This is a genomic window from Streptococcus cristatus, assembly GCF_008369405.1.
Taxonomy (GTDB): Bacteria; Bacillota; Bacilli; order Lactobacillales; family Streptococcaceae; genus Streptococcus; species Streptococcus cristatus_G.
On the sequence record NZ_VSJJ01000002.1, the window covers coordinates 119,927 to 139,956 of the forward strand.

General features: G+C 43.8%; 18 protein-coding genes and 1 pseudogene. 11 read left to right on the plus strand and 8 right to left on the minus strand.

Going from position 1 to position 20,030, the window contains the following annotated elements; genetic code table 11:
- On the minus strand, nt 1–1,290 hold the full coding sequence (locus tag FXF62_RS03505; RefSeq protein WP_149517654.1) for a carbohydrate ABC transporter permease: 1,290 nt from the start codon (nt 1,288–1,290) through the stop codon (nt 1–3).
- A gap of 147 nt (nt 1,291–1,437) precedes the next feature.
- A complete protein-coding gene (locus FXF62_RS03510; RefSeq protein ID WP_149517655.1) occupies nt 1,438–2,697 on the minus strand; it encodes an extracellular solute-binding protein in 1,260 nt (419 codons plus the stop codon).
- A 316-nt stretch (nt 2,698–3,013) separates the two neighbouring features.
- Between FXF62_RS03510 and malQ the strand changes: the two genes are divergently transcribed.
- From malQ to nrdI, 4 genes are all read left to right on the plus strand, one after another.
- Entirely contained in the window at nt 3,014–4,531 is a 1,518-nt protein-coding gene (malQ, locus tag FXF62_RS03515; RefSeq protein WP_262881579.1) for a 4-alpha-glucanotransferase, read from the plus strand.
- A 38-nt stretch (nt 4,532–4,569) separates the two neighbouring features.
- Nucleotides 4,570–6,831, plus strand: a complete 2,262-nt coding sequence (glgP, locus tag FXF62_RS03520) for a glycogen/starch/alpha-glucan family phosphorylase (RefSeq protein ID WP_149517657.1) — start codon at nt 4,570–4,572, stop codon at nt 6,829–6,831.
- A gap of 194 nt (nt 6,832–7,025) precedes the next feature.
- Entirely contained in the window at nt 7,026–7,544 is a 519-nt protein-coding gene (locus FXF62_RS03525; protein ID WP_149517658.1) for an ABC transporter permease, read from the plus strand.
- Between the two features lie 68 nt (nt 7,545–7,612).
- A complete protein-coding gene (gene nrdI / locus FXF62_RS03530) occupies nt 7,613–8,089 on the plus strand; it encodes a class Ib ribonucleoside-diphosphate reductase assembly flavoprotein NrdI (protein WP_394366088.1) in 477 nt (158 codons plus the stop codon).
- A 50-nt stretch (nt 8,090–8,139) separates the two neighbouring features.
- Here the strand turns inward: nrdI and FXF62_RS03535 are convergent, their stop codons facing one another.
- The gene (locus tag FXF62_RS03535; RefSeq protein WP_149517660.1) at nt 8,140–8,403 is read right to left on the minus strand and encodes a MarR family transcriptional regulator; all 264 of its coding nucleotides are present in this window, start codon (nt 8,401–8,403) and stop codon (nt 8,140–8,142) included.
- A gap of 51 nt (nt 8,404–8,454) precedes the next feature.
- Entirely contained in the window at nt 8,455–10,143 is a 1,689-nt protein-coding gene (gene argS, locus FXF62_RS03540) for an arginine--tRNA ligase (protein ID WP_149517661.1), read from the minus strand.
- A gap of 125 nt (nt 10,144–10,268) precedes the next feature.
- Between argS and argR the strand changes: the two genes are divergently transcribed.
- The gene (gene argR, locus FXF62_RS03545) at nt 10,269–10,709 is read left to right on the plus strand and encodes an arginine repressor (RefSeq protein ID WP_149517662.1); all 441 of its coding nucleotides are present in this window, start codon (nt 10,269–10,271) and stop codon (nt 10,707–10,709) included.
- A 73-nt stretch (nt 10,710–10,782) separates the two neighbouring features.
- Nucleotides 10,783–13,332, plus strand: coding sequence for a DNA mismatch repair protein MutS (gene mutS / locus FXF62_RS03550; RefSeq protein ID WP_149517663.1), 2,550 nt, complete (start codon nt 10,783–10,785; stop codon nt 13,330–13,332).
- Nucleotides 13,333–13,380: 48 nt separating this feature from the next.
- On the opposite strand, the gene FXF62_RS03555 is transcribed toward mutS, so the two are convergent.
- Complete coding sequence (locus FXF62_RS03555; protein WP_149517664.1) at nt 13,381–13,851, minus strand: DUF3021 family protein; 471 nt, start codon at nt 13,849–13,851, stop codon at nt 13,381–13,383.
- Complete coding sequence (locus FXF62_RS03560; protein WP_149517665.1) at nt 13,848–14,288, minus strand: LytTR family DNA-binding domain-containing protein; 441 nt, start codon at nt 14,286–14,288, stop codon at nt 13,848–13,850. The genes FXF62_RS03555 and FXF62_RS03560 overlap by 4 nt, the downstream gene beginning before the upstream one ends.
- Nucleotides 14,289–14,472: 184 nt before the next feature.
- On the opposite strand from FXF62_RS03560, the gene mutL reads away from it, so the two are divergent.
- Nucleotides 14,473–16,416, plus strand: coding sequence for a DNA mismatch repair endonuclease MutL (gene mutL, locus FXF62_RS03565; protein ID WP_149517666.1), 1,944 nt, complete (start codon nt 14,473–14,475; stop codon nt 16,414–16,416).
- A 47-nt stretch (nt 16,417–16,463) separates the two neighbouring features.
- Here the strand turns inward: mutL and FXF62_RS03570 are convergent.
- Together FXF62_RS03570 and FXF62_RS03575 are read right to left on the minus strand one after the other, a co-directional pair.
- A pseudogene (locus FXF62_RS03570) lies at nt 16,464–16,892 on the minus strand (RDD family protein).
- Nucleotides 16,876–17,382, minus strand: coding sequence for a helix-turn-helix domain-containing protein (locus FXF62_RS03575; RefSeq protein ID WP_015605958.1), 507 nt, complete (start codon nt 17,380–17,382; stop codon nt 16,876–16,878). The pseudogene FXF62_RS03570 and the gene FXF62_RS03575 overlap by 17 nt, the downstream one beginning before the upstream one ends.
- A 169-nt stretch (nt 17,383–17,551) precedes the next feature.
- On the opposite strand from FXF62_RS03575, the gene ruvA reads away from it, so the two are divergent.
- The 4 genes from ruvA (at nt 17,552) to FXF62_RS03595 (ending at nt 19,999) form a co-directional block, all read left to right on the plus strand.
- Nucleotides 17,552–18,142, plus strand: a complete 591-nt coding sequence (gene ruvA / locus FXF62_RS03580) for a Holliday junction branch migration protein RuvA (protein WP_149517667.1) — start codon at nt 17,552–17,554, stop codon at nt 18,140–18,142.
- Nucleotides 18,143–18,151: 9 nt separating this feature from the next.
- Complete coding sequence (locus tag FXF62_RS03585) at nt 18,152–18,706, plus strand: DNA-3-methyladenine glycosylase I (RefSeq protein WP_149517668.1); 555 nt, start codon at nt 18,152–18,154, stop codon at nt 18,704–18,706.
- Between the two features lie 4 nt (nt 18,707–18,710).
- Entirely contained in the window at nt 18,711–19,370 is a 660-nt protein-coding gene (locus tag FXF62_RS03590) for a CPBP family glutamic-type intramembrane protease (RefSeq protein ID WP_149517669.1), read from the plus strand.
- 71 nt (nt 19,371–19,441) lie between these two features.
- Nucleotides 19,442–19,999, plus strand: a complete 558-nt coding sequence (locus tag FXF62_RS03595) for a GNAT family N-acetyltransferase (protein WP_149517670.1) — start codon at nt 19,442–19,444, stop codon at nt 19,997–19,999.
- Nucleotides 20,000–20,030 lie beyond the last annotated feature (31 nt).

A 20,030-nucleotide genomic window follows, 5' to 3' on the forward strand; every position in this document is an offset into this window, starting at 1 on the left:
TTATACATCCTCCATATCAAATGCGTGTAGTTTCTTGAAGGCAATCATAGAGATAGAGATGACGATGATGGAGATGATGAGGGTAACGGCCGCCGCCATTGAATATTGCGGTGCTGTACCTGTGGTCAAACGATAAATCCAAGAGATAAGGATATCAGTTGAACCGGCTCCTCCACCGACACTACCAGGACCACCTGCATTGAAGAGGTAGATGATTGAGAAGTTATTAAAGTTAAAGGTGTATTGACTGATCAAAGTTGGTGCCGCAACTGCCAAGATCATTGGGAAAGTGATGTTGCGGAATTTCTGCCAAGCATTGGCTCCGTCGATGTAGGCTGCTTCGTAAAGGTCATTTGGAATAGACTGCAAAATACCCAAGGTCAGGACGTAGATATAAGGGAATCCAAGCCAACCTTGCATCATGATAAGGGCAATCTTAGTCCAAGTCGGATCAGTCTTCCACGGAATCAGATGTCCATCTAGGAACGGAAGAACCTTACCGAGAAGTGGGATAACCTGAGTATTGATAGCCCCGATACTATCGTTGAACATATTTGAGAAAGTCAGGATAGTGATAAAGGCTGGGACTGCCCAAGGAAGCAAGAAGATAACACCGAAGATGCGTTTTCCTTTGATGAATGGTTGGTTGGCAATAATAGCAGTGAAAATACCGATTACGATTTGTAAAGTAGAGGCTGCCAGTGCCCAGATGATAGTCCAAGTCAAGACAGAACCAAAGGCCGCACGGAAGGTGCTCAATTGCCAAATGTTAGCAAAGTTAGTAAAGCCAACCCAATCCAAGAGTTTATTTGGTGGCAAGTGTTTGAAATCATAGTTGGTAAAGGCAATCAAGAGTGTTACCAATACAGGGAAAATGATGGCAAAGGTCATCGCTAGATAAGAAGGAATAATCAGCAAGTAAGGGAAGCCATTTTCATAGATTCCGTTTGTCATTTCCTTCAAGGTAGTGTGAACAGGATAATCATTGTTCCACTGCTTGGCAACCGTACGGGCATCCTTCAAGTTAAATCCATAGAAAATTAGGAAAAATGCCACAAGGATGAGGTGGAAGGCGCCGCGGATCAGCATGAAGAGTGAGTTGTCCCCACGGACTTCACCAAGAGTGATGAGATTTTCAATTTCTGGTAGGGCAATAGCTACGAAATAAGCTAAAAATGCAACTGTAACCCCAAGAAAGATGTATCCTTTGGCCTTTTGATCATTATAGATTTGCCCCAACCCTGGAATGAGGGAGCGCAACATGGCTTGTTTGGGATCTTTTTTTGTCATTGTAGTCTCCTTAGATACGAGAAAGATTGAGGAATTGCAGTAAGTACAAGTCCTAATCCGAGCTTTTTCTTAATTAGAAGATAGAATAAATCCTCATTCTATCAAACAAGGGGTAGGGAAAATTCCCACCCCTTTATTTAAACTTGCTTATTTGTTGCCGAATTTTTGATCGATAGTTTCTTTGATCAATTTAACAGCATCTTCAGCTGCAGTTTTAGCATCTTTCTTGCCGCTTACAGCATCGAAGAGCATGTTCTTAGCTGGATCCCAAACAGTACTCATTTCAGAGATGTTTGGCATTGGTTCTGCAGATTTGAACTGTTTAACAACCGCATCTGTCAATTCATCTTTCTTGCTTACAGCGTATTCACGTGCTTCTGTGTTAGCAGGAACTTCGTTTGTTGCATCGTAAAGAGCTTTTTGTTGTGCAGTTGATGCAAGGAAGTTAACGAATTTTTGTGCGCCTTCAACGTTCTTAGAACCAGCAGGGATAACCCAAGCTTTACCACCACCAAAGGCTTTGTATTCTTTGCCGTTTGGAAGGGTAGGGATAGTTGCTACGCCGTAGTTCACTTTAGCTTCTTTAAGAGATGCAGCTTTCCAAGGTCCGTCGATGATTGCAGCAGTTTTTCCACCTTGGAATTGAGTTTGGATCAAGTTAGAAGCGCCTTCTGTATCTTGCATACCTTTAGGCCATTTTTCATACCAAGTTTTAGCGTATTCAATTCCTTTGATAGAACCTTCGTTAGCCAAACCGATATCTTTAGGATCTGTACCGTCTTTACCGAAGACATAAGCACCGTTGCCAGCAAGAAGACCGTAAGCGTAGTAGAAGTTTGTCCAGTCAGCGAGGAATGCAGATGTTTTGCCATCTTCTCCTTCGAAAGCGTACTTGCTATCTTTAGCCAACTCTTCAAGTTCAGCAAATGTTGTAGGAGCTTTTTGGATCAAGTCTTTGTTGTAGTACATTACCAAAGTCTCGATAACAGCAGGAGCACCGTAAGTAGTTCCATCGATTGTTACAAGAGATTTAGTAGTGTCATCAGCTTTTGCATCTTTGCCCAACTCAACTTCTGAAAGCTGTCCGTCAGCACCTAGGCTTCCTACGCGGTCGTATGGTGCCATCATAACATCTGGAGATTTACCAGATTGGTTGTCAAGTGAAAGGTTATCAAGACCTGTAAGAGCATCACCAGTTTTGATAGTAACTTTAGTGCCAGTTTCTTTTTCGTAAGCTTTGGCAACTTCTTCCATGTAGCTCTTGTAGCCTTCGTCTACATAGGCAGTCAATTCGTTGCTTGCAGCAGCATCTTTATTAGAAGATTTGCTTCCACAAGCTGTCAAGATGAAGCCTGCCAATGCAACAGTACCGAGAACAGCAACGCTCTTCAACATTTTGTTTTTCATGATTATTCCTCCTAAAGAATAAAAAATAATGCTATCTAAGAACACGCTTGCATAGCGCAAACGTTTTCTTGAACTAAAAATAATTTTAACACAAAAAGTAAACGCTTGCAAGTCTTTTTAGAAAAATTTTAAAAAAATTTTAAGGAAAGATTGTTAGATTTGAATATAATAAAGGAAAGAAATCAAAAAACTATGGTATAATAAATAAAAAAGTTTTTTAAAAAGCTTGCACTTGAAAAAAAAATAGGTTATAATTCAAGCGACGCAAACGTTTTCTCTAAATAAAGTAGGAAACAAGCATGAAAAAATTTTTGAGGTGTTACATATGAAAGCGAGACAAAGTGGTGTATTGATGCACATTTCCTCTTTGCCAGGCAAGTACGGGATTGGTTCTTTTGGTCAGTCTGCCTATGATTTTGTGGATTTCTTAGTTAGAACGAAGCAACGTTATTGGCAAATTTTGCCGTTGGGAACTACCAGTTATGGTGATTCTCCTTACCAATCTTTCTCAGCCTTTGCAGGAAATACTCACTTTATTGATTTGGATTTCTTGATCAAGGAAGGCCTGCTGGCAGAAGAAGATCTAAAAGATGTTGATTTTGGTGATGATCCAAAAGCTGTGGATTATGCAAAAGTATTTGAAGCACGTCGTCCTCTTTTGGAAAAAGCTGTTGCTCGTTTCCTTGAAGTAGGAGATCTTGACAATTTCCGTCATTTTGTTGCAGAAAATGCAGCTTGGTTGGAACTCTTTGCGGAATACATGGCTGTTAAAGAGCATTTTGACTTGAAAGCTTGGACAGAATGGCCAGATGAAGCGATTCGTCGTCGCCAACCAGAAAGCTTGGCTAGCTACCGTGAGCAATTGGCGGACAAATTGGAATACCACCGTGTAACGCAATATTTCTTCTTTAAACAATGGTTGCAACTTAAGAAATATGCCAACGATCATCATATCGAAATCGTTGGTGATATGCCAATCTATGTGGCTGCTGACAGTGCAGATGTCTGGGCTCAACCTCGTTTCTTCAAGACAGACGAGCAAGGCCGTCCAGTCAAGGTTGCTGGCTGCCCACCAGATGAATTCTCAGAAACTGGTCAGTTGTGGGGTAACCCAATTTATAATTGGGAAGCTATGGATCAAGATGGCTATGCTTGGTGGATTGAGCGCCTGCGCGAAAGCTTCAAGATTTACGACATCGTTCGGATTGACCACTTCCGTGGCTTTGAGTCTTATTGGGAAGTGCCAGCGGAGTCTGAAACAGCGGCTACTGGTCACTGGGTCAAAGGTCCAGATTATAAACTTTTCGCTGCAGTCAAAGAAGCTTTGGGTGATTTGAACATCATTGCAGAAGATCTTGGCTTCATGACAGATGAAGTAATTGAATTGCGTGAGCGGACCGGTTTCCCAGGTATGAAGATTCTTCAATTCGCTTTCAACCCAGATGATGAAAGCATTGATAGCCCACACTTGGCGCCACATAATTCTGTGATGTACACTGGTACTCACGACAATAACACCGTACTGGGCTGGTACAAGGATGAGATCGATGATCCAACTCGTGAATACATGGCTCAATACACCAACCGCAAAGAATACGAAACAGTGCCACACGCAATGCTTCGTACAGCCTTTGCTTCTGTTAGCTACATGGCTATCGCAACGATGCAGGACTTGCTGGAGTTGGATGGCTCTGCCCGTATGAACCTGCCATCTACGATTGGCGGCAACTGGGCATGGCGGATGACAGCTGAAGAGCTAAATCCTGCTGTGGAAGAGCAGCTTTATTACCTGACGAAAATCTATCGTCGTCTGAATACTGACTTACTTCCATAAGAAAATAAAAGAAATACTTTCTAATACTAGGAGAAATCATGTCAAACTTACAAACATATATCCAAAATACTTATCAAAAGCAAATTGCTGATTGTAGCAATGAAGAGCTTTACTTGGCTCTCTTGAACTACACAAAATTGGCTAGTGCTCAAAAACCAGTCAATACTGGTAAAAAGAAGCTCTACTACATCTCAGCTGAGTTTCTTATCGGAAAACTCTTGTCAAACAACTTGATTAACCTTGGTCTTTACGACGATGTGAAAAAAGAACTTGCCGCTGCCGGTAAAGACTTGATCGAAGTAGAAGAAGTGGAATTGGAACCATCTCTTGGTAACGGTGGTTTGGGCCGTTTGGCAGCCTGCTTCTTGGACTCTATCGCAACACTTGGATTGAACGGTGACGGTGTGGGTCTTAACTACCACTTCGGTCTTTTCCAACAAGTCCTTAAAAACAATGAACAAACAACTATTCCAAATTTCTGGTTGACTGAGCAAAACTGGTTGGTTCGCTCAAGTCGTAGCTACCAAGTACCATTTGCACACTTTACCTTGACATCAACTCTTTACGATATTGATGTTCCTGGTTACAAGACAGCTACTAAAAACCGTTTGCGCTTGTTTGACTTGGATTCAGTTGATTCTTCCATCATCAAAGAGGGAATCGAATTTGACAAGACAGATATCGCCCACAACTTGACTCTTTTCCTTTATCCAGATGATAGCGACAAGCAAGGTGAATTGCTCCGTATCTTCCAACAATACTTCATGGTTTCAAACGGTGCACAATTGATCATCGACGAAGCGATCGAAAAAGGAAGCAACTTGCATGACCTTGCAGACTACGCCGTTGTACAAATCAACGATACTCACCCATCACTGGTTATTCCTGAGTTGATCCGTCTCTTGACTGCGCGTGGTATCGAGCTTGATGAAGCGATCTCAATCGTTCGTAGCATGACTGCCTACACAAACCACACCATCCTTGCTGAAGCCCTTGAAAAATGGCCTCTTGAATTCTTGCAAGAAGTGGTTCCTCACTTGGTACCAATCATCGAAGAATTGGATCGTCGTGTCAAAGCAGAATACAAAGATCCAGCTGTTCAAATCATTGACGAGAGTGGCCGTGTTCACATGGCACACATGGATATCCACTATGGATACAGCGTCAACGGGGTTGCAGCACTCCACACTGAAATCTTGAAGAACTCTGAGTTGAAAGCTTTCTACGATATTTATCCAGAGAAATTCAACAACAAGACAAACGGTATCACATTCCGTCGTTGGCTCATGCACGCAAACCCACGTTTGTCCAGCTACTTAGATGAACTTCTTGGTCGCGACTGGCATCATGATGCTGCTAAGTTGGAAGGCCTACTTGACTTTGCTGGTAAGCAAGAAGTGAAAGAAAAGTTGGAAGGTATTAAGTCTCACAACAAGCGTAAATTAGCTCGTCACTTGAAGGAAGCCCAAGGTGTGGAAATCAATCCAGATTCTATCTTTGATATCCAAATCAAACGTCTGCACGAGTACAAACGTCAACAAATGAACGCTTTGTATGTCATCCACAAGTACTTGGACATCAAGGCTGGTAACATTCCTGCTCGTCCGATCACTGTCTTCTTTGGTGGTAAAGCAGCTCCTGCTTACACAATTGCTCAAGACATCATTCACTTGATCCTTTGCTTGTCAGAAGTCATCGCAAATGACCCAGCAGTAGCACCACACTTGCAAGTGGTTATGGTTGAAAACTACAATGTTACAGCATCAAGCTTCTTGATTGCAGCTGGTGATATTTCTGAGCAAATTTCACTTGCTTCTAAAGAAGCTTCAGGTACTGGTAACATGAAATTCATGCTCAACGGTGCTTTGACACTTGGTACTATGGACGGTGCTAACGTGGAAATCGCTGAGTTGGTTGGCAAAGACAACATCTACATCTTTGGTGAAGATTCAGAAACAGTTATCGACCTTTACGCAAAAGCAGCTTACAAATCAAGCGAATTTTATGCTCGTCCAGCTATCAAACCGTTGGTTGACTTTATCATCAGTGATGCTGTTCTTGCAGTAGGTAAGAAAGAACGCTTGGAACGTCTTTACAATGAATTGATCAACAAAGACTGGTTCATGACGCTTCTTGACTTGGAAGACTACATCAAAGTTAAAGAGCAAATGCTTGCTGACTACGAAGACCGCGATGCATGGTTGGATAAAGTGATCGTTAACATTGCAAAAGCTGGCTTCTTCTCAGCAGACCGTACGATCCAACAATACAATGATGAAGTATGGCATTTGGAGAACTAATTATTTTAAATAAGTGAAAAAGCCTAGACAGTCCTGTCTTGGCTTTTCTCTTGTTAGAAGACTAGAGTAAGTAGCCTTGGAGGATAAGCTTTTCTAGTAGATAGAGCTTTTAAAATCGTAGCAGACCTTGTCTCTTGTCAGTCTTTTCTTTTGGGTGTATAATAAGAAAAAGTATTTCTTTACAGGAGGTTGTTATGAAAAAGAAACCAATTTATCTCTATGTCTTACTGGGATTAGAAACAGTAGGCACTTTGTGGGAGCTTATTTCGAAGTTCTCCTCTTCTAATGATGCAGTGGAATCCTTGCTTAAGGGGATGGAAGAGCCAGTAAAATCTCAGTTTGCAACTTATTTTAGCAAGAGCGCTGAACTGTCAGGTTCGCTACTAAGTAATGTCTTCTTTTATGCTAGCCTGCTCCTTTTGATAGCAGCATGGTTCTTCGTCTTTAAGAAAGACATCTTTAAAGCAAATCTTATTTACATTGCTGGCATTCTCATTGGACTGATTGGGACAGCGTATAGTTATGTGGCAGCTAAAGGGATTGCAGCTTCTTCCTTCTCGGATCCAACTTTACTTTCAACTCAGATACTGGGGTTGAATATGAGTGTCGGCTTCTCTGTCGTTCTTAGTCTTATCTTCCTGTCTATTGTTGTCTTTAAGCTGATCAAGCAGCAAAAGGAAGCTGAAACTGTAGAAGTAGCTGAAGAAGAATAAGAATAAGATTTGGCAAATAACATTTACTGCTGATAAGCTAGATGAGCGGATAAATGTTATTTTTTGGAATGGAGCAAATAAACATGAAAGTTTCCTTAGTTTATATCAGCTTGAGTGGCAATACAGAGAGTTTTGTCCGTCGTTTGAGCGACTATTTATTAGAGCAGCATCCGAGTCTAGAGATTGAGAAAATCCATATCAAAGACTTAGTGAAAGAGGGACATCCGTTCTTTGAAATGGCCAATCCCTTCATCACTTTTCTACCGACCTATCTGGAAGGTGGCAATGGTCTGGATAATGGCGATGTCGAGATTCTTACGACAGATGTAGCCGATTTTATTGCCTATGGGCAAAATGCTAGCAAGTGTTTGGGAGTTATCGGAAGTGGCAACCGTAACTTTAATAACCAGTACTGCCTGACTGCTAAGCAATACAGCCAACGTTTTGGCTTCCCGGTTTTAGCTGATTTTGAAATGCGTGGTATGTTAGGCGATATTAAAAAAGTAGCTGGCATTATCGAGGAATTGTACGGAATAAAAGCATAAGAAAAAAGCCGTTCAGTCAACAGTTGTTGACCGAGCGGCTTTTGTTTGTATTATTGGTTTGCTTGCTCGCCGGTGATAGTTTCGACCAGCTCTTTTGAATATAAAATTCCTAAACGGTAGTTTTTGTTAACGTAAGCTATAAGGTCATTTTGGTTTTCACTAGTGGCCATTTTTTCTTGGAGTTCTTGTCGAAAATGATCACTTTTTAGGAGTTCCTGCTGCAGCAAAATCTGCAACTTTACCTTTTCTCTTTTGTTGTACAAAAAGAGAATGACCAAGCTAAGGACAACTAAAATATAAGCAGTTTCATTCATAAAATATCTCTTCCTAAGAAAACCTCCCAAAACTGGAAGGTTTGTGTAAGGTTACATTTTTTCTGGAGCTTCTACACCAAGCATGCGGAGAGCTTCCTTCAGTACAACAGCAGTGGTGTAGCTAAGAGCTAGACGGCTGTCGCGTTCAGGCGTTTCGTCCAAGATGCGAGTGTGAGCATAGTATTTATTAAAGGCTTGAGCTAGGCTGATCGCGTATTTGGCAATCAAAGATGGCTCAAAGTTATCAGCTGCACGTTTGACTACGCGAGCGAAGTCTTGGAGCAGTTTGATAATTTCCCAGCTTTCAGCATCGTTGAGGTTGTAGTTAGCATCAAGACTTGGCTTGAAGTCTGCTTTGCGCAGGATAGACTGGATACGCGCGTAGGCATATTGCACATAAGGCCCAGTTTCACCTTCAAAGGAAACCATCGCTTCCAAATCAAAGTCATAACCATTGCGGCGGTCAGTCTTAAGGTCGTAGAATTTAACGGCACCGACACCAACTGCATGGGCAACAGCTTCTTTGTTTTCCAGATTTGGATTTTTCTCTTCAATTTGAGCTTTTGCACGGCTGATTGCTTCTTGCAGAGTTGGTTCCAGAAGGATGATGTTTCCTTTACGTGTTGAAAGTTTTTGGCGATTCTTCGTAACCAGACCAAAGTCCACGTGGATCATGTCATCACTCCAGTCAAATCCCATCTTCTTAAGGACAGCTTTGAGCTGACGGAAGTGGTTTGATTGTTCTTGACCAACGACATAAACATTCTTGACGAAGTTGTAAGTGCGCGCACGGTACATAGCAGTGGCAATGTCACGGGTGATGTAAAGCGTAGCACCGTCTGATTTTTTAATCATAGCTGGTGGGAGGTTGACATCGTCCAAGTCCACAATGCTAGCGCCTTTTGATTCTTTCAGGAGACCTTTGTCTTCCAGAATTTTCACGGCCTCGTCCATCTTGTCATTGTAGAAGGCTTCTCCGTTTAAGCTATCGAACTCAACGCTGAGCAATTCATAGATGCGGTTAAATTCAACAAGACTTTCGTCACGGAACCATTGCCAGAGTTCTGTTGCTTCTGGATCGCCATCTTCCAGTTTCTTGAACCAGAGGCGGCCTTCGTCGTCCAAGGCTGGATCGTTTTCGATTTCAGCATTGATGCGGACGTAAAGTTGCAAGAGTTCATCGATTGGGTTGGCTTCAACAGCTTCCTTGTTGCCCCATTTCTTGTAAGCAACCATGAGGAGACCGAATTGCTTGCCCCAGTCACCTAAGTGATTGATCTTGATGGTATTGTAGCCCATCTTGCGGAAGATATTAGAAAGAGCATCCCCGATAACAGTCGAACGCAAGTGACCGACAGAGAAAGGTTTTGCAATGTTCGGACTGGAAAGGTCAATTGTGATATTTCCGCCATTACCTTCGTTCTGTTGACCATAGTCAGCGCCTTCTTTGATGACTTCTTTGATGACTTGATCAGAGATTTTAGCTTTGTTGAGGAAGAAGTTGACATAAGGTCCAGTTGCGACAACTTTTTCAAAATGACTTGTGTCAATCTTTTCAGCGATATCCGCAGCGATAGCTTGAGGAGCCTTGCGTTCTACTTTAGCAAGTGAGAAAGCTGGGAAGGCAATGTCTCCAAGATCGGAACTTTTCGGCTGTTCTAGTAGGTTAGAGATAGCTGTTTGGTCCAAGCCGTCAATAACTTTGGCCAATTCGCTAGCGATTAATTGTTTATTATCCATATTTGCTCCTTTGGGTCTTTTGTTACTATTCTATCACATTTTATGAGGAATCTTCAATTTTTTTGGTATAAGATAGATTTTTTGATATAATTGAGAGTATAAATATTCAGTCAATGAGGTCGAGTATGAGAAAGAGCGAGCGTCATCAACTTGTCAGAATGATGATCAAGGAAGAAAAGTTAGGAACACAAAAGGATATTCAAAAAAGATTGGAAGACGAGGGGATTTTTGTGACCCAGACAACCCTCTCGCGTGATCTAAGGGAGATTGGTTTGGCCAAGTTGAAAAAGGACGGTCAAGTCTATTATGTGCTGGCTCATGAAGCAGAGGAGCTGGATTTGGCTGGATTTTTGGCCAGTCATGTTCAGGCTGTTTCTCGAGCGGAGTTTACGCTTGTTTTCCGTACAGGACTGGGCGAAGCGACGGTCTTGGCAAATGTGGTAGATGGTTCTCTGGATAGTCGGATTTTAGGAACCGTTGCAGGGGCCAATACCTTGCTGGTGATTTGCCGGGATCAGGAAGCGGCTAGAGAAATCGAGACGAGTGTCAAAGAAGGCATGGAATAGCCAAAAAGCTTAGAATTGACGGAGAGGTTTGAGACAGAAGTCCTGACCTCGTTTGTTTTTAGAAAGGATAGAGATGGCAGTAGAAAAGTTATCGCCAGGCATGCAGCAGTATTTGGATATCAAAAAGGACTATCCAGATGCTTTCTTGCTCTTTCGGATGGGGGATTTCTATGAGTTGTTTTATGATGATGCGGTCAATGCCGCCCAGATTTTAGAAATTTCTCTCACCAGTCGCAATAAAAATGCTGAAAATCCCATTCCCATGGCCGGAGTTCCCTATCATTCGGCTCAGCAGTATATTGATGTTTTGGTCGAATCAGGCTATAAGGTAGCGATTGCGGAGCAGATGGAAGATCCCAAGGAAGCCAAGGGAGTTGTCAAGCGGGAGGTCGTTCAGGTTATCACACCGGGGACGGTAGTGGACTCCAGTAAGCCCGACTCTGCGAATAACTTTCTGGTGGCTCTGGATTACTCAGACGGCCTCTATGGCCTGGCTTATATGGACTTGGTGACCGGTGAGTTTCAGGTGACCAGTCTAGAGGACTTTAGCTTGGTCTGCGGGGAAATTCGCAATTTGAAAGCTAGGGAAGTGGTGCTGGGCTATGCCTTGCCAGAAGCTGAGGAACAGGTCTTGGCTGGACAGATGAACCTCTTACTGTCCTATGTACAGACGGCCTTGGACGATGTCCAGCTGCTGGGCGAGGAGCTGTCTCCTATGGAACATCAGGCGGCGGGGAAACTGCTGGAGTATGTGCGCCGGACCCAGATGAGGGAGCTCAGCCATTTGAAGAAGGCTCAGCATTATGAAATCAAGGACTTTCTGCAAATGGACTATGCCACAAAGGCGAGTCTGGATTTGACAGAAAATGCTCGTTCGGGCAAGAAGCACGGCAGTCTTTATTGGCTGATGGACGAGACGAAGACGGCCATGGGCGGCCGTATGCTGCGCTCTTGGATCCAGCGTCCGCTGATTGATGAAGCGCGAATTAGCCAGCGGCAGAATGTCGTCGAGGTTTTTCTGGATCATTTCTTTGAGCGGAGTGATTTGACGGAGAGCCTCAAGGGAGTCTATGATATTGAGCGGTTGGCCAGTCGAGTGTCTTTTGGCAAGACCAATCCTAAAGATCTGCTACAGCTGGCAGCTACATTGGGCAATGTGCCTCAGATTAAGGCTATCCTGCAAGGGATTGGCAGCCCGCATCTAGCTGGTCTGATTGAGGGATTGGATCCTATTCCAGAGTTGGCGGGCTTGATTAGCTCGGCTATTTCGCCGGATGCACCTCATGTCATCACCGAGGGCAATATCATTCGGACCGGTTTTGATGAGACCTTGGATCAGTATCGACTTGTGCTGAGGGAGGGGACTGGCTGGATTGCAGAGCTGGAAGTCAAAGAACGTGCCAACAGCGGCATCAGCAATCTGAAGATTGATTACAACAAAAAAGATGGTTACTATTTCCACGTGACCAATTCCCAGCTGGCTCATGTGCCTAGCCATTTCTTCCGCAAGGCGACCCTGAAAAATTCTGAGCGTTTCGGAACGGAGGAGCTAGCCCGGATCGAGGGAGAGATGCTGGAGGCGCGTGAAAAATCTGCCAACTTGGAATACGAGATTTTCATGCGGATTCGCGAGGAAGTTGGCAAATATATCCAGCGCTTGCAGGCCTTGGCACAAACGCTGGCAGCTGTGGATGTCCTACAGAGTTTTGCTGCGGTGGCAGAACAGCAGCATTTGGTGTGCCCTGTCTTCACTGCGGAGCGCCGTCTGCAGATTGAAAAAGGCCGCCATCCTGTCGTAGAAAAGGTCATGGGAGCTCAAAGCTACATTCCAAATAGTATTCTGCTGGACCAGGAAACGAACATTCAGCTGATTACCGGGCCGAATATGAGCGGTAAATCGACTTATATGCGCCAGCTGGCTATCATCGTCATCATGGCACAGATGGGATCTTATGTGCCTGCTCAGTCTGCCAGTCTGCCACTATTCGACGCGATTTTCACTCGCATCGGCGCAGCGGATGATTTGGTGTCTGGCCAGTCCACCTTTATGGTGGAGATGATGGAGGCCAATCGGGCCATTCGACAGGCCAGCGAGCGTTCGCTCATTCTCTTTGATGAGCTAGGCCGTGGGACGGCGACTTACGATGGGATGGCGCTGGCTCAGGCTATTATCGAGCACATTCATCACTATACTGGGGCCAAAACCCTCTTTGCCACCCACTATCATGAGCTGACAGCCTTAGAGGATAGCTTGGAGCATTTGGAAAATGTCCATGTGGCAACCTTGGAAAAGGACGGACAGGTGACTTTCCTGCATAAGATTGAGCCGGGTCCGGCTGACAAGTCCTACGGAATACATGTGGCGAAGATTGCCGGACTTCCTGAGAAATTACTAGAGCGGGCGGATAACATTTTGAGTCATTTGGAGAGTCAGGACACTGGACTAGGCTCAGAGCTTCCTGCTGCATCCAGACCGAAGCAGTCACAAGTGGCTGAGCAGATGTCTCTTTTCGCAGAAGGACCGGAAAATCCAGTCCTTAATGAACTACGAGACTTAGACATCTATAACATGACTCCCTTAGAAGTCATGGCAGCAGTGGCTGAGCTCAAGAAGAAGTTGTAAAAACAAAGAACAGACTTGTTAATGCCTCAAGTCTGCTCTTTTTATTTCTCACGATTTGCTAGACAAGCCGCTATTGATTTTTTGAATGTTCTGGTAGGTGTGGTAGTAGATGGTGCCTGAAATGATTAGATAGATAAGGGTGAATTCTCCCATGGCAGTCAGTGTCAGGCTGAGTATTTTTTCTCTTGGGAAAAATCCAGCTAGATTAGCCAACAGTGCAAAGGTCAGAATCATCACACCATAGTGGCTGACGACGGAGCGCAGGATGCTCCAATCTCTTTGGAAGAAGCTTCCACTCCATCTGAAAACCGCTCCCATAATAAACCAGGTAAGCAGGCAGTAGAGCATGATGAGGGAAACATGGACGTGCTGGCTCAAAAAGAAGTGGCCGATAGGCGAGTCAGGGTGAAGCGGTAGATAAGCTGGATTGTAAAAATAAGAAACAATCATGGAGAAGAAGAGACCGATAAAAATCCCTCCAATTCCTCCGAAAAAGAGTTCTTTAAGACGAGTTTTCATAATTGCAACCTTTCTTTGATAGATTTGAGATAACGGCGGGACGAGTAGGTCTGGTCACCGTTTTTCAGAAATATTTGAATCAGACCATTTGGAGTCAGCTTGAGATGGCTGATTTGCCGGCTATTGATAATCTCCGATTGAGAAATCTGCAGGAAATAGTCCGGCAGGACCTGCAGCAATTGATAAAGAGCTTGTTGAGCTCGATAGCTGCCTTTTGCTGTTCGGACCCGAACCTGACGATTTTCTGTGTAGATTCGGTGGATTTCCTTAGCGTCCAGCAGATAGATTTCATCTTCTTTCTTGACATGAATCTTGTCCACTTTGCCTAGATCTTGAGCAAAGTGGACCAATTCCTGAATGCTTTCTGTCATGAGGCGAGCCTCAATGCTGACGGAGTCTTCGGTGACTTGAGAATCGATTCTTAGCTTAACTTTCATAAATTCCTCCTTTCACCCTTATTAAACCGCAACTTGGCAGCGAAAACAAGACCTTTTGTCTATGTGGCAGCTATTTGTGTCTATATGGTTTGGCTGGCGGACAGAATGGTCAAGACAAGGTTGCCCTCTGCTAGAAAGAGCCCAATGTGTTATAATAGATAGCAGAACAAATACGGAGAAAAAGATGTCAAAAATTATCGAACTTCCAGAAATTCTGGCCAATCAGATTGCGGCCGGTGAAGTCATTGAGCGGCCCAGCAGCGTGGTCAAGGAGCTAGTGGAAAATTCAATTGATGCGGGTGCAAGTCAGATTACCGTCGAAATCGAGGAAGCCGGACTCAAGAGTATTCAGGTGACGGATAATGGCGAGGGCATTGACCACCAAGATGTCCCTCTGGCCCTTCGACGCCATGCGACCAGTAAAATCAAGAAGCAGGCGGATCTCTTTCGGATTCGGACGCTGGGTTTTCGTGGTGAAGCCATTCCTTCCATTGCTTCTGTCTCACGTTTTACCATTGAAACAGCGACCGAATCTGGCCAGCACGGGACTCTGCTAGTTGCCCAAGGCGGTGAGATTAAAGAGCATGAGCCTACCAGCAGTCCAGTGGGAACGAAAATCAAGATAGAAGATCTTTTCTTTAACACCCCAGCTCGGCTCAAGTATATGAAGAGCCAGCAGGCTGAGCTGTCCCATATCCTTGATGTGATTAATCGGCTCAGTCTGGCCCATCCGGAAGTGGCTTTCACCCTTATCAGCGATGGCCGCGAAATGACACGGACTGCCGGCAGTGGCAATTTGCGTCAGGCTATTGCGGGCATCTATGGTCTGGCAACAGCTAAGAAAATGGTGGAAATCTCTGCTTCGGATTTGGATTTTGAGGTGAGTGGCTATGTTAGTCTGCCTGAGCTGACTCGTGCGAATCGTAACTATATTACGATCCTCATCAACGGCCGTTATATCAAGAATTTCCTGCTCAATCGTGCTATTTTGGACGGCTACGGCAGCAAGCTTATGGTAGGACGCTTTCCATTAGCGGTCATCAATATTCAGATTGACCCCTATCTGGCTGATGTCAATGTCCATCCGACCAAGCAAGAGGTGCGGATTTCTAAAGAGCGGGAACTCATGGCCTTGATTTCGCAAGCCATTGCCGCAAGTCTCAAGGAGCAGGACCTGATCCCAGACGCCCTGGAAAATCTAGCCAAATCAACTATTAAGCGTGCGACTAAGCCCGAACAGACTAGTCTTCCGCTGAAAGAAAATCGCCTCTACTACGATAAGGAGCAGAATGACTTCTTCCTCAAGCCACAGGTGGCCGAACAACAGATATCCTTTGAAGAATCAGCGGAGCCTGTTCATGAAGCGACAGATGAAAAAGCAGAACCGCAACCGACTTCGGTCAAATTCGCAGAGAGAAAGCTGGTCAGCTATGACCAACTAGACCATCCAGAGCTAGACCAGGCTAGTCTGGAGCGGGTTGTGGATAAGTTGGAACAGGAAGAGAAGTCAAGCTTCCCAGAGTTAGAATATTTCGGCCAGATGCATGGTACCTATCTCTTTGCTCAGGGCAAGGGCGGTCTTTACATTATTGACCAGCATGCTGCTCAAGAGCGGGTCAAGTATGAGTATTATCGGGAGAAGATTGGGGATGTGGACAATAGCCAGCAGCAGCTCTTAGTGCCCTATATCTTTGAATTTCCAGCGGACGATATGTTGCGAATCAAGCAGCGGATGGAGTTGTTAGAAGATGCTGGCATCTTTTTAGAAGAGTACGGAGCCAACCAATTTATTCTCCGCGAGCATCCCATTTGGTTCAAGGAAGAGGAGATTGAAGCCGGCATCTATGAAATGTGTGATATGCTTCTCCTGACCAAGGAAGTTTCCATCAAGAAATATCGAGCAGAGCTGGCCATTATGATGAGCTGCAAACGCTCCATCAAGGCCAACCACAGTCTGGATGACTACTCTGCGCGTGACTTGCTCTTTCAGCTGTCTCAGTGTGACAATCCCTATAACTGCCCACACGGTCGGCCGGTCTTGGTCAACTTTACCAAGTCGGATATGGAAAAAATGTTCCGCCGCATTCAGGAAAATCACACTAGCCTGAGGGAGTTGGGGAAATACTAAACTTTATAGAAGACCAAACAGCCCTAGTCATCGAACTAGAGCTGTTTTTAATGTTTGAGCTGAACTTGTGTTCCAGTAAGCAAATCAGCTGGATGGCGTTTGTCCTTGCGGAGCAGTCCCATCAGCAGAAAGGTCAAGAAGAAAATCCCTGCTTAAGTTGACAAGAAGATTGACAGCCCATCTGCCTGATAAGCACTGCGGATAGCTCCCATATGTCCCAGCTGCCAAGGGAAAAGCTTAATAGCAGAGCGCAAAATGCTGTGAGCAAAGCTCCTATGTTTGTAAATCAGCTGTAAACCTGCCCAACGCTTGCTCTGGGATTCAGTGAATGTAGGAATGCCCCCTAGAACCAGATTGTAAAAGCCCATAGCTAGTAAAAAAAGAGCAATGAGGTAGCCTGAGATGAAGAGCCAGTCGTCAAAGAGTTCTTTCAGACGCGTTTTGACAGGTAAGGAATTATCAGTTTTTAGTTTCATCTTTAGCACCTTCTTTCTTAGAATCCTCATCAAAGCCGATAACCTTGTCCAGATACTTTTCCTTAATCTTTAGCGCCTTGTTAATAGCCATTGCTGATGCGACTAGGAGGAAAAAAGTTAGCCAGACTAGGGCAGTGAATTTTGCTGGAAAGATAGAACCTGCGGAAAAGAGATAAATAGCCAAGGCTGATACAAGAATATACAAAATATGCCAGAAGCCATAAGATTTTACTTGCTTATAGTAGCGGTCTTTTTCGTCTTCTGAGAGGATGGGTTTTATTTCCGGCTTGTCGCTGTCTTCTAAAAGCAGATAATCTGTCGTCACCTGGAAAATCTTGCTCAGTTCTACAATTTTTTCCAGCTCTGGCAGCGCTTGGCCAGATTCCCACTTGGAAATGCTCTGGCGAGAGACATTGATTTGTTCAGCCAGTTTTTCTTGTGACCAGCCTTTTTCTTTTCTTAGTTCAAATAATTTATCAGCGAGTTTCATCGTGACGGCCTCCTTTTCTTTGCTAACTCTATCCTAACAGCTTTTAGTCATCTTGAGAATACAGCTTCCTGTACATTTTGTCAACTACCGGTTGCACTTCTATTTGCAGTTTCCAGACAGAAAATATGATATACTAGATAGGCAAAATGATACAAAAAGAAGGAAGATTATGTACGAATATTTTAAAGGAATTATCAGTAAAATCACAGCCAAGTACATCGTATTGGAAGTCAACTCTATCGGCTATATTCTTCATGTGGCCAACCCCTATGCTTACTCAGGACATCTCCATCAGGAAGCAAAGGTCTATGTTCACCAGGTGGTGAGAGAAGACGCGGAGCTCCTGTACGGTTTTGCGACTGAGGAGGAGAAGCAGCTCTTTCTCAACTTGATTTCAGTCTCAGGTATTGGCCCAGTGTCTGCCCTGGCTATCATTGCCGCAGATGATAATGCTGGCTTAGTGCAAGCCATTGAGCAGAAAAACATCACCTACTTGACCAAGTTTCCTAAGATTGGCAAGAAAACAGCCCAGCAGATGGTGCTGGACTTAGAGGGCAAAGTAGTGGCGGCAGGCGGTTCGGCAGAGAGCAAGGCGCCTGTTCAGACTGTGGATAATCAGGAGCTGGAAGAAGCAATGGAAGCTATGCTGGCTTTAGGCTACAAAGCTGCGGAACTTAAGAAAATCAAGAAATTCTTTGAAGGAACGACGGATACAGCAGAAAACTATATCAAGTCTGCCCTTAAGATGTTGGTGAAATAGGAGTAAGATATGACCAAACGCTGTGGCTGGGTAAAGATGAATAACCCCTTGTATGTAGCTTATCATGATGAGGAGTGGGGCAAGCCCCTCCATGATGATCAGAAATTATTTGAATTGCTCTGCATGGAGACCTATCAGGCTGGACTTTCTTGGGAGACCATTCTCAATAAACGCCAAGCTTTTCGGGAAGCTTTTCATTTCTATGATGCCCAGAAAATTGCTCAGATGACGGATGCAGACTTGGATGCTCTTTTGGACAATCCCGACATTATCCGTAACAAGATGAAAATTTATGCAACCAGGGCTAATGCCCAAGCTTTTTTGGCTGTTCAAAAGCAGTTTGGCTCTTTTAATGACTATATCTGGACCTTTGTCGATTTCAAAACGATTGACAATCAAATTACGAACTACAAGGAAGCACCTACTAAGACAGAGCTGTCAGAAACTATGTCCAAGGCGCTGAAGAAGCAAGGCTTCAAATTTGTCGGTCCAGTTTGTGTCTATTCATTCCTAGAAGCAGCTGGCCTTATCAATGACCATGAAAATAATTGTGATTGGAAGTAGAACAATGAAAACAAGAAAATTTCTCCTCATTTTTATCACCCTCTATACGATCTTCTTTTTAGGTAGAGGCTTGGAACTGCTTGGGATAAATTGGTTGATTTACCCAGTTTATTTCCTTTTATTTATTTTGGGAATCTTAGCTTATCGTGAAGAATTAAAGGAGCAGCTAGCCTTGATTCTGACTAAAAAGAAGGAATTTCTAAAAACGATTTCCTTGTATATGGTCTTTGTTTTCCTCCTGTCCATTGCCTGCAACTTTCTTTCAGCCTTCATCAAGTATAGTCTGGACTTGCCATTGCAGGGGCAGAATGAAGCCAATATTCAAGGTGCCTTGTTGAAAAATCCCTTTCTAATCTTGCTTATCGGCTGCTTTATTGGGCCAATCGTTGAAGAGTTTTTCTTCCGTCGCTTTTTCCTAGGCACCTTCTTGGAAAAATTCCCTAACTGGCTTGGTATTGTGTTAACGACTGTTCTATTTGCTACCCTTCATATGCACAGCTGGGTCTTGTCAGAGTGGGTGACAGCCATTTCCTACATTTCCGGGGGTCTTCTTCTATCCCTTCTGTATCTGAGAAAGGACAAAAATATCTGGTATCCAATTGCTCTTCATTGTTGTAATAATATCATTGCTTTTGTGATTACAATTTTTTCAATAAGCCAGTAGACTGCTAAGTCAATAAAAAGAAGATATTGTGATTTAGTCATTTTTAAGATTATTCAGAAAGGAAATGAAGGATGGATAATAAAGCCTTAGTATATTTAGCGGAGAATCGTATCTTGGAGACGGAGCGTCTCCTCCTACGCCCTATGACTATGGATGATTTGTTGGATTATCATGAATATACTTCAGATGGAGAATTATTAAAATATGATTATCCAGAGCACCAAAGCATAGAAGAGAGCCGAGAGAGTCTTGTTTTATATAATTTAAGCGCTCCTTTGGGTCGCTATGGTATTGAGTTAAAATCTGAAGGCAAATTAATTGGTAATATCTCTCTTCGAATAGATACGGAACAAGAAACGGCGGAAATAGGCTATACTGTCAATGCTAACTATCACAGAAAAGGCTACGCAACTGAAGCAGCCTTAGCTTTGAAAGAATTGGCTCAGAACATGCCTGAGATAAAGACATTCCTTGCCCACACTACTAAGCCTAATCTTGCTAGTCAAGGAGTTTTGGAAAAAATCGGGATGACCCTGATGTGGGAAAAGGAAGGATTGAGCCTTCGAGGAGAGCCAACCATCCGTCTCCGCTATGAAAGTAAGTTAAAGAATGACGAGAAAGAAACCTAGACAAATATCTTGTCTAGGCTTTTTCTATACC